Raw genomic sequence first — 14,514 nt, 5'->3', positions numbered from 1 at the left:
GCGCTGCAGACACGCGGCGTCCGACGCGAACGACAAGGGGATCAGATGACGACTGCTCAGGACGAGCTGAAGGCCGACAGCCGCAACGGGATCGACTACAAGGTGGCCGATCTGTCCCTGGCGGACTTCGGCCGCAAGGAGATCGAGCTCGCCGAGCACGAGATGCCCGGATTGATGGAACTGCGTCGTGAGAACGCAGACGTCCTGCCGCTCAAGGGTGCTCGAATCTCCGGATCGCTGCACATGACCGTTCAGACCGCTGTGCTGATCGAGACGCTTGTTGCGCTCGGCGCCGAGGTCCGCTGGGCGTCGTGCAACATCTTCTCGACCCAGGATCACGCGGCTGCGGCCGTCGTCGTGGGTCCCCACGGCACCCCGGACGAGCCCAAGGGTGTCCCGGTGTTCGCCTGGAAGGGCGAGACGCTCGAGGAGTACTGGTGGGCAGCCGAGCAGATGCTGACCTGGCCCGAGGCGGACAAGCCGGCCAACATGATCCTCGACGACGGTGGTGACGCCACCATGCTGGTGTTGCGCGGTGCCGAGTTCGAGAAGGCCGGTGTCGTGCCGCCCGCCGAGGATGATCACCCGGCCGAGTACAAGGTCTTCCTCGAACTGCTGCGCAAGCGTTTCGAGACCGACAAGAACAAGTGGACCACCATCTCCGAGTCGGTCCAGGGCGTGACCGAGGAGACCACCACCGGCGTACTGCGGCTCTACCAGTTCGCCGCCGCCGGCGAACTGACGTTCCCCGCGATCAACGTCAACGACTCGGTCACCAAGTCCAAGTTCGACAACAAGTACGGCACCCGCCATTCGCTGATCGACGGCATCAACCGCGGTACCGATGTCCTCATCGGCGGCAAGAAGGTGCTGATCTGTGGTTACGGCGACGTGGGCAAGGGTTGCGCGGAGTCGCTGGCCGGGCAGGGCGCCCGTGTCCAGGTCACCGAGATCGACCCGATCAACGCGCTGCAGGCCCTGATGGACGGCTACGACGTGGTCACCGTCGAGGACGCGATCGGTGACGCCGACATCGTGATCACCTCCACCGGCAACCTGGGCATCATCACCATCGACCACATGCGTCAGATGAAGCACCAGGCGATCCTGGGCAACATCGGTCACTTCGACAACGAGATCGACATGGCCGGCCTCGAGCGTTCGGGCGCCAAGCGCATCAACGTCAAGCCGCAGGTCGACCAGTGGATCTTCGACAGCGGCAAGTCGATCATCGTGCTGAGCGAGGGGCGTCTGCTCAACCTCGGCAACGCGACGGGCCACCCGTCGTTCGTGATGAGCAACAGCTTCTCCAACCAGGTCATCGCGCAGATCGAGCTGTGGACCAAGAACGACGAGTACGACAACGAGGTCTACCGTCTGCCCAAGCATCTCGACGAGAAGGTTGCGCGCATTCACGTGGAGGCGCTCGGCGGCAAGCTGACGAAGCTCACCAAGGAGCAGGCCGAGTACATCGGCGTCGACGTCGAGGGTCCGTACAAGCCGGAGCACTACCGCTACTGATCGGACCTGCGTCGCAAACCCACCACTGATGGAGAAATCCACCACCCGATCGGGTGGTGGAAATCTCCAAAAGTGGTGGGTTTGCGGCTTTTTCGCTGTTCAGGCACCGATGTCGGGTTCGGCGTCGGGGCAGTAGATCCACGAACCGCGTTCCTTCAGGAACCGCTCCTTGGACTTCTCGGATTCGGTGCGCTGGTTGCCCTTCTCGAGGTGGGACACGACCTCGGACTGTGCGACGTCGCCGTCGAACACGGTCCCGAGGAAGCCGTCGACCACGATGTTGCCGTCGTCGTCGGGCGGCGGGCCGGTGATCCGGTCGCGCGATTGCGTGCAGACCGCGGCCTTCATGCGCACGACGTCACGCGCGTTGCGAGCCGACACGTAGTTCTGGAGGGCCGCCCGGATCTGGGAAAGCGCTGCGTGGTCTGCGGATTCGGATTCCGATTCGTCCGCGGTGCTCGCGGAACCATCCGGCGAACTGTTCGACGAGGTGCTCGAACCCGTTGCCACGGTGGACTCGTCTGGTCCGGACGACGTCACCATGAGGGTGACCACGAGGGCGACGAGGGCCACCACCGCGACGCCGCCGGTGATCCAGGCGACGATCACGCCGGCGTTGCGCCGGGGTGGCGGGGGACCATAGGGGCCGCCCGGAGGGCCTCCGTGACCGCCGCGCTGAGCGTATGGCCCGGGACCGTAGGCGCCGTAGGGAGGCGGGGGGCCGTATGGTCCGTAGGGTGGTCGCGGCTGTGGCGCGGGGGGTGTCTGCCCGGGCGGGAACTGTCCTGGACGGGGTCCGCCGGGCTGCCGCCCGCCGGGGCCCGGCCACTGGGGGCCTTGTCCGGGCCGACCGGGTCCGAACGGTGGCGGCGCACCGCCGGGTGGTGGCGGCTGATAGGTCATGCGACCCTCTCCCCAGTCATTGATTCAGGCTATCGAAGTGCCGTGGTGGCGGCAGAGCCCCGTCATCGCCGGTGGCGTTCGTCCGAATGACACCTGTTTCGGGTGTTGCGCGCGCCTTGGGTCAGGGAATCAGGAGATCGGCCAGCGCGGCGATGTCCTGCCCGTCATACCGGTACCACGGGGATGTCCAGTTGTCCTCGGCGAGCCGGCGGTACACCGCGTCGACGCGGCGCTGCAGGTCGCTGTCGCGTTCGTAGGCGTCGCGTACCCGGCTCGCATCGCCGGCGGCCCGGGTCCGGGCGCGCTGCATCGCCACCTCGGCGGGCACCCCCAGCAACACGTGTCGATCGGGTACGGGCATCCCGAACCGGCCGTATTCGAGGTCGGCGACCCATCGCACGACCTCTCCGTCGACGTCCTGTTCCAGGCGTCCGGCGTTGTAGGCCGCGTTCGACGCGACGTAACGGTCGAGGATGACGATGTCGTTGGCCGCGGTGGCCGCTGCGATGTCTTCCGCGGCATCGGCCCGGTCGAGGGCGAAGAGCAGGGCCATGGCGTACACGCTGTCCCGCAGGTCGCCGTGCGAACCGTGCAGCGCCTCGGACGCGATGTCGGCGGTCGCGGATTTCCCGTAGCGCGGGAAGGTGAACGTCGCGATCCGCAGACCCGACGCCGTCCAGCGCTCGACCAGACCGGTGACCAACGTGTTCTTACCGGCGCCGTCGAGCCCCTCCACCGCAATCAACTGACCCACGCGGAGGAGTGTATGTGGTGGGACGAATCGAGCCAGTACGTCCGGTACGGCGCGTCATTCACCACGCTTTCATCACGATGGTGTCACCATTGAACACATGAAGCCTCGCATCCTCGTCGTCGACGACGACGCCGCTCTCGCCGAGATGCTGACGATCGTGTTGCGCGGCGAGGGTTTCGAACCCTTCGTGGTCGGTGACGGGACGCAGGCACTCACCGCGGTGCGGGAGATCCGTCCCGACCTCGTGCTCCTCGACCTCATGCTCCCGGGCATGAACGGCATCGACGTGTGTCGCGTGCTGCGTGCCGACTCCGGTGTCCCGATCGTCATGCTGACCGCGAAGTCCGACACCGTCGACGTCGTGCTGGGTCTCGAGTCCGGTGCCGACGACTACATGGTCAAGCCGTTCAAGCCGAAGGAACTCGTCGCCCGTGTGCGCGCACGCCTGCGCCGGACGGACGAGGAGCCGGCCGAACTGCTCTCGATCGGTCCGGTGGAGATCGACGTCCCTGCGCACAAGGTGACCCGCGACGGCGTGCCGATCTCGCTCACCCCGCTCGAGTTCGATCTACTGGTCGCGCTCGCGCGAAAGCCGCGTCAGGTCTTCACCCGCGACGTCCTCCTCGAACAGGTGTGGGGCTACCGTCACCCGGCGGACACTAGACTCGTCAACGTGCATGTTCAGCGTCTGCGTGCGAAGGTCGAAACCGACCCGGAGAACCCCGAGGTCGTGCTGACTGTGAGGGGGGTCGGCTACAAGGCCGGCCCGCCGTGATCGGTCGTTCCCGACGACGGGTCAACAGCACCTTCGGACGCTTCACCCGCGCTGCCGGCGCTGTCGGACGTGCCTTCGGGCACATCTGGCGGCGCTCGCTGCAGCTGCGGGTCGTGGCGTCGACGCTGTCGCTGTCGGTCGTCGTGCTGCTCATCCTGGGTTTCGTGCTGGTCTCCCAGATCACCGACCGACTCCTCGACGTGAAGCTGGCGGCGGCGACCGAGGAGATCGACCGCGCCCGCATCTCGGTGGAACGCGACCTGTCCAGCGGCGCCGGCAACATGTCGGTGCAGAACCGGCTGCAGCAGACGCGGTCGCTGCTGACCGATCGTGATGCCGACACCGGACAGGCCTCTGGAACCGTCGGCGCATTCGACACCGTCCTGCTCGTCCCCGGATCGTCCGGGGGCAGTGCGTCCAGCGGCGTCGGCCCGACCGCCGAGGTGCCGTCGAACCTCCGGGACATGGTTCGGGGCGGCCAGGTGGCCTATCAGTACACCCAGGTACCCAACGGTTCCGGCGGGCACGCGCCGGCGCTGATCGTGGGCACGCCGACCAACGCGTCGGTTCCCGGTCTCGAGCTGTATCTGGTCTTCCCCCTGACCGCGGAGCAGAACACCGTCGACCTCGTCCGCGGCACCCTGCTGACCGGCAGCATCGTGCTGCTCGGGTTGCTCGCGGCCATCGCCTGGCTCGTCTCGCGGCAGGTCGTCATCCCGGTTCGGTCGGCGTCCCGGATCGCGGTCCGCTTCGCCGACGGCCGCCTCAAGGAACGCATGCCCGTGCGCGGTGAGGACGACATGGCCCGGCTCGCGATGTCGTTCAACGACATGGCGGAGAGCCTGTCCAAGCAGATCACCCATCTCGAGGAGTTCGGCGGGCTGCAGCGTCAGTTCACCTCCGACGTCAGTCACGAACTGCGGACGCCGCTGACCACGGTCCGCATGGCCTCGGACGTGCTCTACGAGGGCCGCGATGAACTCGACCCCGTCCGGAAACGTTCGGTCGAGTTGCTGGACAAGGAGCTCGACCGCTTCGAGACGCTGCTCAACGAATTGCTGGAGATCTCCCGCCACGACGCCGGTATGGCCGAGCTGGCGGCCGAGCGGATGGACATGGCCATCCCGATCGACGGAGCTCTCGCCACGGTGCGGCATCTCGCCGAGGAGACCGGGACCGAACTCGTCCTCGATCTGCCCGCAGAACCGGTGCTCGCCGAGATCGATCCGCGCCGCGTCGAACGTATTCTGCGGAACCTGCTGGCCAACGCGATCGACCACGGTGAACGGAAGCCGGTGACGCTCACGATGCGGTCCGATGGCGACGCGGTCGCCATCACGGTCCGCGACCAGGGCATCGGGCTTCGGCCGGGGGAGGAGAAGCTGGTGTTCAACCGGTTCTGGCGCTCGGATCCGTCGCGGTTCCGCCGCTCGGGCGGCACCGGTCTCGGACTGGCCATCAGCATCGAGGACGCCCGTCTTCACCAGGGCCGGCTCGAGGCATGGGGCGAACCCGGCAAGGGTGCGTGCTTCCGATTGACCCTGCCTCTGGTGCGCGGCCACAAGGTGCTCGGCTCGCCGTTGCCGCTGAAATCCGTCGGCTCGGCTCCCCGGACCGCCGCCAAGACGAGTAGCCGTACACCAGGCGTGGAGGCTGGTATCGAATGAGCGTCGCAGGTCGTCCGGAACACCCGCGTCGGAGTGTCCTGGGGTTCGTGATCGCCGTCGCGATGGCCACCGTCGCGATGGTGGTGGTGTCGGCGTGCGGGTCGATCCCGAGTGACTCGTCTCCGCAGCCCATCAAGTCCTTCCAGCGCGAAGGCGCCACCAACGCGGCCCCGGTGCCGCAGTCCGACATGGACCCGGAGGCCCTCGTCCGCGCGTTTCTCAAGTCGACGGTCGACCCGGACTCCGGACACGACACCGCGCGCGCCTTCCTGACCCCGGTCGCCTCGCAGCAGTGGGACGACCGCGGGGACGCGCTGATCCTCGACGAGATCAGCATCTTCGTCGACCAGCGCAACGAGGACTCCGTCCGCATGCGGCTGACCGGCGACAACGTCGGCACCCTCAAATCGGACGGGCAGCTGCTGCCCGCCTCGGGCCGGGTCGAGACCAGCATCAGCCTGACCCGGCAGGGCGACCAGTGGCGGATCGACGGGCCCCTGCCGAACGGGACGATGATCGACCGCGACCAGTTCGACAACACCTACCGTCCGGTCTCGCTCTACTTCTCCGACCGCACCGGCCGGCGACTCGTCCCGGACCCGCGGTGGTTCTACGCCGGGCAGGCCACCGACCCGACCGTGCTGGTCAACCGGCTCATCAACGGTCCGGCGGCCGACCTGTCCGCCGCTGTCGACAGCGGATTCCCGAGCGGGGCGACGCTGCGCGGACCGGTGGTGGGACTGGCCGGCGGCGGGGTACGCGTCGACCTCAACGGCATCGGCAACGCGTCGAGCAGGGATCGCACGGTCCTGGCGGCCCAGATCGTCTGGACCCTCGACGGAGCCGACATCTCGGGGCCGTACGTGATCGACGCCGACGGTGCGCCACTGGTGGGCGAACGGGCCTCGGGGTGGCAGCCCGCGGACGTCCGGTCCTTCGATCCGAACGCGGTGCCGTCGACCGACGTCGGTCTGAACATCGTCACCGGCGGGGCGTTGCGCGCGGTGACCGACACCGGGACCGTGCCCGTGCGCGGACCGCTGGGGTCGTCACGCGATGTGCGGGCGGCGACGATCTCCGACAACGGCGCGCGGGTGGCCGCGGTCCGGACCGCGAGCGACCGCCGGCTCGAATGCGTGATCGGCGACTACGGCGGCGACGTCGGTCCGATCGTCAGCGGCGTGTCCATCACCCGGCCGTCCTTCGGGGCGGACGAGAACTCCGTGTGGGTGGTCGTGGACGGCAAGCCCGTCCAGTGGCAGCGTGACGACGACGGGACCCAGACCGTCCCGGTCGAGGCGTCGTCGATCCCGACCGTGGCGCGCGGGGCCATCACCGAGATGCAGGTCGCACCAGACGGCGTCCGTGCCGCACTCGTCGTCGGCGGGCAGATCGTGTTCGCGGTGCTGTCGACGAACGCCGACGGGCAGGTGTCGCTGACCAGTCCGCGCATCGCCGCCTACAACGTCGGCAATCGTGCGGTGTCCCTGGACTGGGCGTCGCCGACGACGCTGGTCATCGCGCGGGAGGCACCCGAGTCCCCGGTCGTGCAGCTGTCGATCAACGGCACCCCGGCGGTCGGCCTGCTCAGCGGCAACGTGTCGCCACCGGTGCGGGCCGTGGTGGCGAACTCGTCGACCATCTACGTCGGGGATCAGCGTGGCGTGCTCCGTCTCGGCAGCAACAACGGGCAGCCCGACCAGTACTGGACCGAGGTCGAGCCGGCCATGATCGCCGGCGCCATCCCGGTGCTGCCCTGATCCCTCCCTAGGCGGCGGCCAGCACCACGACCGCCGCGACCCCGACGCCGGCCGCACGCAGTACGCGCACCGACTCGGCCGCGGTGGCACCCGTGGTGATGACGTCGTCGATCAGTAGTGCCGCGGCACCGTGCGGTGGAGACGGACCGGCGCGCAGACGGACCGCGCCCGCGAGATTGCGGGCACGCGCCCGGGCGTCGAGTCCGGCGGAGTCGCGAGCGGTCGCCGACGTCACCAACAGCGGCGTCACGACGACCCGGGACCCCAGAAGAGGTGCGGCGTGTTCGGCGATCGCGGTCACCCGGTCGCCGCCGCGACGCCGGGCGCTCATCCGGCGGGTCGGTGCGGGGATCAATGTCAGGCGATCCGCGTCGGGCATCTCGCCCCAGCCGGCCAGGACCCGCACGGCGTGGGCGAGTGCGGCGCCCAGCGGTGGGATCAGATCACGTCGATCGTGTTCCTTGACCGCGATGATCCCCTGCCGGTGCGGACCCCGGTAGCGCCCGAGAGCCCACACCGGAACACCCGGCTCGATGCGCGGCCGGGCGGCGACGGGAACGTCGTGCCACGCCTTGTCGCAGCGTCGGCACCACGGCGTCCCCGGCCGCCCGCACCCGCCGCACACCACGGGAAGAACCAGATCTGCCGCCGCGGCCGGCACCTGTCGCCAGGTCATGTCCCGACCCTAGGTCCGGTCGTGCTCCGACCCGGTGGCGTCGCGCCGGCTGTGGACGGATCGGCCTGTTGGACGGCGTGGGCCGAGACCTTGGGATCACCGTGCCGGGGCCTTCGTACCCCACTTGTCCCGACTCCGCCGACGCGGCAGGCCAAAACGTGGCCGATACCCGAACTTGCGACTACGGTCGTGGGTACATCGGGTTGCCGGGAGGACAACAGATTCCCCGCGCCGGTAACGACCGGTTTTCAGGAGGTGGTGCCCCTGCCGTTGAGTGTCAGCTGTCAGTTGGCATGGACTAATCCTCGACGTCGACCAAATCATCAGTGCGACAACAGATCACGATGTATCAGGCGCGCCGGGAACAATTCAGGAGGTAGTTGAATGTCCAACGTCATCCACCGCAGAGGCCAGCGCGAACCCAAACTCGCAGAGCAGAGGCCGACCGTGGAGGAGGGCCTCGAGCCCGACCACCAACCCGCCCAAACCGACTCCGACGACCAGGAGTTCGCGTTCGTCCGCCCACCGGGGACGGTGGAATCCGACGAACCCGCCGAGCCCATCGCCAAGATCGTGTTCAGCGGCCGGAACGTCGAAATACCCGACCACTACCGCATCTACGTCGGCGACAAGCTCGCCCGCCTCGAGCGATTCGATCCGACGATCTTCCAATTCGACGTCGAGCTGTACCACGAACGCAACCGGAGACAGTCCAAGGCCTGTCAGCAGGTCGAGATCACCGCGAAGGGCAAGGGTCCGATCGTCCGTTCGCAGGCCTGCGGCGAGAACTTCTACGCCGCACTCGAGCGGTCCCTGGACAAGCTCGAATCCCGCCTGCGCCGGGTCAAGGACCGGCGCCGTGTGCACCACGGCAACCGCCGTCCGCTGTCGGTGGCCGAGGCCACCGAGATCGGGGCACCGCCGTTGCGGGACAACCAATTGTCCGTGGAGGGGCTCGTCGGTGAGCCCGGGACCGCCGCGGCCGGTGCCACGACGTCCAATCATGACGACGTGGACGAGTACACGCCGGGTCAGATCGTCCGCGTGAAGGAACACACCGCGGTACCGATGAACGTCGACGACGCGCTCTACGAGATGGAGCTCGTCGGGCACGATTTCTTCCTGTTCCACGACAAGGAGACCGACAAGCCGTCGGTGGTGTACCGCAGGCATGCGTTCGACTACGGCCTCATCCGCCTGACCTGAACGCCGCTGAGCCGCCCTTCCGGTGAGCCGCCGACGAATCCCGAAGGGATGAAGTCTTCGGCCAACGTGCCGGTCGATCAGGGTCTGCTCAGCTCACCTCGCTACCATGGGATCCGGTCTGTGTGTTCGCACGGGCCGGATTCCGTGTGTTTTCTACAGGTGAGGGACTCGATCCACGGTGCTGAACAAGCTGTTGCGTGTCGGCGAAGGCCGCATGGTCAAGCGACTCGACGCGATCGCGTCGCACGTCGAGGCGCTGTCCGACGAGTTCGAGGCGCTTTCCGACGCCGAACTGCGAGCCAAGACAGACGAGTTCAAGAAACGGATCGCCGACGGTGAGACGCTCGACGAGCTGCTGCCCGAGGCCTTCGCGGCAGCCCGCGAGGCGGCATGGCGCGTGCTCGACCAGAAGCACTTCCACGTGCAGCTCATGGGCGGCGCGGCGCTGCACTACGGCAACATCGCCGAGATGAAGACCGGTGAGGGCAAGACCCTCACCTGTGTGCTGCCGGCGTACCTCAATGCGCTGTCGGGCGACGGCGTCCACGTCGTCACGGTCAACGACTACCTCGCCAAGCGCGACTCCGAGTGGATGGGGCGCGTGCACCGCTTCCTCGGCCTCGAGACCGCGGTGATCCTCACCGGCATGTCCTCATCTGCGCGCCGCGAGGCCTACGCAGCCGACATCACCTACGGAACCAACAACGAGTTCGGCTTCGACTACCTGCGCGACAACATGGCGCACTCGCTCGCCGACCTCGTCCAGCGCGGCCACGCCTACGCGATCGTCGACGAGGTCGACTCGATCCTCATCGACGAGGCGCGCACCCCGCTGATCATCTCGGGCCCGGCCGAGGGGTCGAGCAAGTGGTACACCGAGTTCGCGCGCATCGCGCCGCTGCTCGAGAAGGATGTCCACTACGAGGTCGACATCAAGAAGAAGACGATCGGCGTGCACGAGGCCGGTGTCGAGTTCGTCGAGGACCGCCTCGGCATCGACAATCTGTACGAGGCCGCCAATTCGCCGCTGGTCAGCTACCTGAACAACGCCATCAAGGTCAAGGAACTGTTCCAGCGCGACAAGGACTACATCGTTCGCAACGGTGAGGTCCTGATCGTCGACGAGTTCACCGGACGTGTGCTCGACGGCCGCCGCTTCAACGAGGGCCTGCACCAGGCGATCGAGGCCAAGGAAGGCGTCGAGATCAAGGCCGAGAACCAGACTCTCGCCACGATCACCCTGCAGAACTACTTCCGTCTCTACGACAAGTTGTCGGGTATGACCGGTACCGCCGAGACCGAGGCCGCCGAGTTCGACCAGATCTACAAGCTCGGGGTGCTACCGATCCCGACCAACCGACCCATGGTCCGCAAGGACCAGGGCGATCTGATCTACAAGACGGAAGAGGCCAAGTTCGCCGCGGTCGTCGACGACATCGTCGAGCGTCACGAGATCGGCCAGCCGGTGCTCATCGGTACCACCAGCGTCGAGCGGTCGGAGTACCTGTCGCGCCAGCTGAAGAAGCGCGAGATCCCGCACAACGTCCTCAACGCCAAGTTCCACGAGCAGGAAGCCCAGATCATCGCCGAGGCGGGCCGTCTGCGAGCGGTCACCGTGGCCACCAACATGGCCGGCCGTGGTACCGACGTCGTGCTCGGCGGCAACCCGGACATCATCGCCGACACCCGTCTGCGCAAGGCCGGTCTCGACCCGGTCAACACGCCCGACGAGTACGAGGCGGCCTGGGACGAGGCCATCGAGGTCGCGCGCAAGGAGGCGACCGACGAGGCCGAGGCCGTGCGCAAGGCCGGCGGCCTGTACGTGCTCGGCACCGAGCGCCACGAGTCGCGTCGTATCGACAACCAGCTGCGCGGCCGCTCGGGCCGTCAGGGCGATCCGGGCGAGTCGCGGTTCTACCTCTCCGTCGCCGACGAGCTCATGCGCCGCTTCAACGGCGGTGCGCTCGAGGCGATCATGAGCCGTCTGCCCGACGACGTGCCGATCGAGGCCAAGATGGTCACCAAGGCCATCCGCAGCGCTCAGACCCAGGTCGAGCAGCAGAACTTCGAGATGCGCAAGAACGTCCTCAAGTACGACGAGGTCATGAACGAGCAGCGCAAGATCATCTACGCCGAGCGCCGCCAGATCCTCGAGGGCGAGGATCACCACGAGCAGGTCAAGCAGATGATCGACGACGTGGTCAGCGCCTACGTCGACGGCGCGACCGCCGAGGGCTACGCCGAGGACTGGGATCTCGACGAGCTGTGGACCGCCCTGCGCACCCTGTACCCGATCGAACTCGATCCCAAAGCCGTTGTCGGAGAGACGGAATACGGTGAGCGCGACGACATCTCGGCCGAGGAGCTGCGTGAGACCCTCGTCGCCGACGCGAAGGCCGCCTACGACAAGCGTGAGCAGGCCATCGACGAGCTCGCCGGTGAGGGTGCGATGCGCCAGCTCGAGCGCAGCGTCCTGCTGAGCGTCCTCGACCGCAAGTGGCGTGACCACCTGTACGAGATGGACTACCTCCGCGAGGGCATCCACCTGCGTTCGATGGCGCAGCGCGACCCGGTGGTCGAGTACCAGCGCGAGGGCTTCGACATGTTCACCGGCATGCTCGAGGGCCTCAAGGAGGAAGCGCTCGGCATTCTGTTCAACGCACAGGTGCAGACCGAGCAGCCGGCACCGCAGGCGCCGCTGCCCACCGCGGCCGATCTGCGTGCCGCGGTCGGTGCCGGTGCACCCGCCCCGGCGGCCGACGCCGGTTCGCAGGTGCCCGCGGCATTGCGGGGGTCCGGCGTCACAGATGGTGACGTGCCGATGACGTTCTCCGGGCCCGACGAGGGTGGTGGCACGGTCGTCCACTCCGAGGAGGAGGAACTCGCCGGTGCCGCCGAGTCGGCCAGCCGTCGGGAGCGTCGTGCGGCCGCGCGTGCGAACACCAAGGGCAGCCGCCCGAAGCCGCCGAAGGCCAAGAAGCAGCGCCGCTGAAAAATTTTCGGGTGAAAAGCGGAACCTGACAGGGGAGTGGCTGCGTCCAATCCCCATGCAGACACTCACTTCCGCTCCACCCGCCGGCGCACAGACGACGAGGGTTCGGGTTCGGCCGGCCCCCACGTATGAACCGGCCGGGCCCGGCGCGATGGGGGCCGGGGCGACCGGGGCCGGGCCCGACCGGGAGCGCACCGTGTTCCCACGGCCGCGCTCCGGTGCGGGGCCGTCGCGCAAGACCGTGGCCGCCGCGGTGGAGGCCCGGAGGTTCACCGTCGCCACGTCTCGACTGCTCTTCGAGGTCATCGACCGCCGCCGCGGGATCGCGCACCTCGGCGACTCCGTCTCGCCCGCGATCGCCGACCAGGTGGTGGCACTGGTCCGCCACGACGCCTTCCGCGTCGCCGAGACGAGCGGTGCCCCCGGGGGACCGCCGGCTCGCGGTACGGTCCTCCACCGCGTCCACGTCCAGCTGCGCGACACCAGCAGCGCCGAGGTCTTCGGGTCGTACACCAGTGGCGGGCGGGTCCGCGCCTTCGCCGGGCGCGTCGAACGCAAGCCGTGCCGTGTGCGTGGAGCCGATCCGCGCGCCGCTGGCCGGGGTGCGCGAGCCGGCCTCGGTCAGGTCGAATACCGCTGGCAACTCGTGGCGCTCGAGTTCTGCTGACCGCTGTGCAGTTCTGCTGACACTGTCGATTCCGGCCACCACGCGTCCGGGCGGCTAGGATCGGCGGCGTGGTGAACCGTTTGTCGCCGCGCGACGCGATGTACTACTTCCTCGACGATGCCCGGTCGACGACCCATCTCGGGGCGCTGCTGGTCATCGACCCCTGCGCCGGCGAAGGGATGAAGGCAGGTGACACGGCGACCGGGGAGAACGCTTCCGCTTCCGCTTCCGTGTCCCGCAGACCCGCGATCGACTATCAGTCGCTGGTGTCGCTGGTCGAGAACCGACTCCAGCGTGCGCCCCGGTACCGGCAGGTGGTCCGCGAGGTCACGCTTGGGCTCGCTCGCCCGGTGTGGGTCGACGACCGGGATTTCGACATCAACTTCCACATCCGGCGCTCGGGACTACCGCGGCCGGGCGGTCCCACCGACCTCGCCGAGCTCATCTCCCGGGTGATGTCCCGACCGTTGGATCGCACACGGCCGCTGTGGGAGATGTACCTGATCGAGGGTCTGGCCGACGGACGGCTGGCGATCCTGACGAAGTCGCACCGCTGTCTGATCGATGGTCCGGAGCACCCGGAGATCAGCGAGGTCATCTGCGACGACACCGACACGCCGGAGTCGCTGCCCGAGGAACTGTGGATGCCCGGCTCCCCGCCGGGAACGACGAGCCTGGTCATCGGTGCGCTCGCCGAGGCGATGGCCCGTCCGGGCGACCTGGTCGAGACCATGGTGCACGGCAACGGCCTGGTGTCCGAGGTGCGTTCGGCGGTCGGCAACACCGTCCGGCGGTTCGGGGACGTCGTCGGCCAGCTCACCGACTCCGCTCCCCGCAGTCCGCTCAACAACTCGGGTACGACGACGCGGACCTTCACCACGGCGTCGGTGCCGCGCCGCGACTGCGCGAAGATCGCCGATCACCACAACTGCACCGTCACCGACGTCGAGCTCGCCATCATCTCCGGGGTGATGCGCAGGTGGATGCTGTCGGTCGACCCGGCTACGGTGCCGGCCGACACCGTCCGGGTGGTGATCCCGTTGTCGACCCGGGACCCCGGTGTGGAGGTCGAGGCGGAGTCCGAACCCGGCTGGATCAGTGTCGGCAAACCGAGCTTCGTGACGGACCTGCCGGTGGGGGAATCGAACCCGACCGTGCGGCTCGCCCAGGTCGCGGGACTCGCCGACCGGTACGCGCAGTCGTCGCGACGCATGAGTACCGGCCCGAGTCCGCTGTTTCCCGAGCTGGGTATGGTGCCGTTCGCCGACATCAGTTCCCGGGCGTTCCGGTCTCTCGACAGCCGCTCGTACAACGTGCCGGTGGCGATGAGCACGGCGCCGGTCGCCGACCGTTTCGTGCTCGGTGTTCCGGTGCGCGAGGTTTTCTACATCCCGGTTCTCGTGTCACCGCGGGCGCTCGCGGTCAGCGTCGTCGAGTACGGCGACCGGTTGCAGTTCGCGTTCATGGCCGACCGCGGTGTCATCCGGGACCTGCCCGACATGGCGGATTACGTCGCCGAGTCCTTCGATGAGTTGCTGGTCACCGGCTGAGCCGAGGTCGCGGCTAAGGTGAGCGGGTACCGCAATCGGACCG

At 68.0% G+C, this 14,514-nt stretch carries 11 protein-coding genes; 8 read left to right on the top strand and 3 right to left on the bottom strand.

Annotated features, from left to right (window positions below):
* Window positions 1–45 precede the first annotated feature (45 nt).
* Window positions 46–1,521, top strand: coding sequence for an adenosylhomocysteinase (gene ahcY / locus GAA2_RS17745; protein WP_006434582.1), 1,476 nt, complete (start codon window positions 46–48; stop codon window positions 1,519–1,521).
* A gap of 99 nt (window positions 1,522–1,620) precedes the next feature.
* On the opposite strand, the gene GAA2_RS23250 is transcribed toward ahcY, so the two are convergent.
* Both GAA2_RS23250 and GAA2_RS17735 read right to left on the bottom strand, forming a co-directional pair.
* Window positions 1,621–2,130, bottom strand: coding sequence for a hypothetical protein (locus GAA2_RS23250; protein WP_081712384.1), 510 nt, complete (start codon window positions 2,128–2,130; stop codon window positions 1,621–1,623).
* Window positions 2,131–2,545: 415 nt separating this feature from the next.
* Window positions 2,546–3,178 (bottom strand): dTMP kinase, encoded by a 633-nt coding sequence (locus GAA2_RS17735; protein WP_024497762.1) that lies wholly within the window; start codon window positions 3,176–3,178, stop codon window positions 2,546–2,548.
* Window positions 3,179–3,275: 97 nt separating this feature from the next.
* Here GAA2_RS17735 and mtrA point away from each other — a divergent pair, with 97 nt between their 5' ends.
* The 3 genes from mtrA to lpqB are packed head-to-tail and all read left to right on the top strand — an operon-like array spanning window position 3,276 to window position 7,380.
* Complete coding sequence (gene mtrA, locus GAA2_RS17730) at window positions 3,276–3,953, top strand: MtrAB system response regulator MtrA (RefSeq protein WP_004023513.1); 678 nt, start codon at window positions 3,276–3,278, stop codon at window positions 3,951–3,953.
* Window positions 3,950–5,620 carry an MtrAB system histidine kinase MtrB gene (gene mtrB, locus GAA2_RS17725; RefSeq protein WP_024497763.1) on the top strand — a complete coding sequence of 557 codons (1,671 nt, stop codon included), beginning with the start codon at window positions 3,950–3,952 and terminating at the stop codon, window positions 5,618–5,620. Before mtrA ends, mtrB begins: the two co-directional genes overlap by 4 nt.
* Complete coding sequence (gene lpqB / locus GAA2_RS17720) at window positions 5,617–7,380, top strand: MtrAB system accessory lipoprotein LpqB (protein WP_024497764.1); 1,764 nt, start codon at window positions 5,617–5,619, stop codon at window positions 7,378–7,380. Before mtrB ends, lpqB begins: the two co-directional genes overlap by 4 nt.
* Window positions 7,381–7,387: 7 nt before the next feature.
* Here the strand turns inward: lpqB and GAA2_RS17715 are convergent, their stop codons facing one another.
* Window positions 7,388–8,056 (bottom strand): ComF family protein, encoded by a 669-nt coding sequence (locus GAA2_RS17715; RefSeq protein WP_024497765.1) that lies wholly within the window; start codon window positions 8,054–8,056, stop codon window positions 7,388–7,390.
* 384 nt (window positions 8,057–8,440) lie between these two features.
* Between GAA2_RS17715 and hpf the strand changes: the two genes are divergently transcribed.
* The 4 genes from hpf (at window position 8,441) to GAA2_RS17695 (ending at window position 14,471) form a co-directional block, all read left to right on the top strand.
* The gene (gene hpf, locus GAA2_RS17710; protein WP_006438664.1) at window positions 8,441–9,262 is read left to right on the top strand and encodes a ribosome hibernation-promoting factor, HPF/YfiA family; all 822 of its coding nucleotides are present in this window, start codon (window positions 8,441–8,443) and stop codon (window positions 9,260–9,262) included.
* Window positions 9,263–9,440: 178 nt separating this feature from the next.
* A complete protein-coding gene (gene secA, locus GAA2_RS17705) occupies window positions 9,441–12,254 on the top strand; it encodes a preprotein translocase subunit SecA (RefSeq protein WP_006438663.1) in 2,814 nt (937 codons plus the stop codon).
* 196 nt (window positions 12,255–12,450) lie between these two features.
* The gene (locus GAA2_RS17700; protein WP_310649853.1) at window positions 12,451–12,921 is read left to right on the top strand and encodes an Rv3235 family protein; all 471 of its coding nucleotides are present in this window, start codon (window positions 12,451–12,453) and stop codon (window positions 12,919–12,921) included.
* Between the two features lie 68 nt (window positions 12,922–12,989).
* Window positions 12,990–14,471, top strand: coding sequence for a wax ester/triacylglycerol synthase domain-containing protein (locus tag GAA2_RS17695; RefSeq protein ID WP_006438661.1), 1,482 nt, complete (start codon window positions 12,990–12,992; stop codon window positions 14,469–14,471).
* Window positions 14,472–14,514: the final 43 nt, after the last annotated feature.

This window comes from Gordonia ajococcus (genome assembly GCF_012974285.1).
Classification (GTDB): Bacteria; Actinomycetota; Actinomycetes; order Mycobacteriales; family Mycobacteriaceae; genus Gordonia; species Gordonia amicalis.
This window is presented reverse-complemented; position numbering and strand designations above follow the sequence as displayed.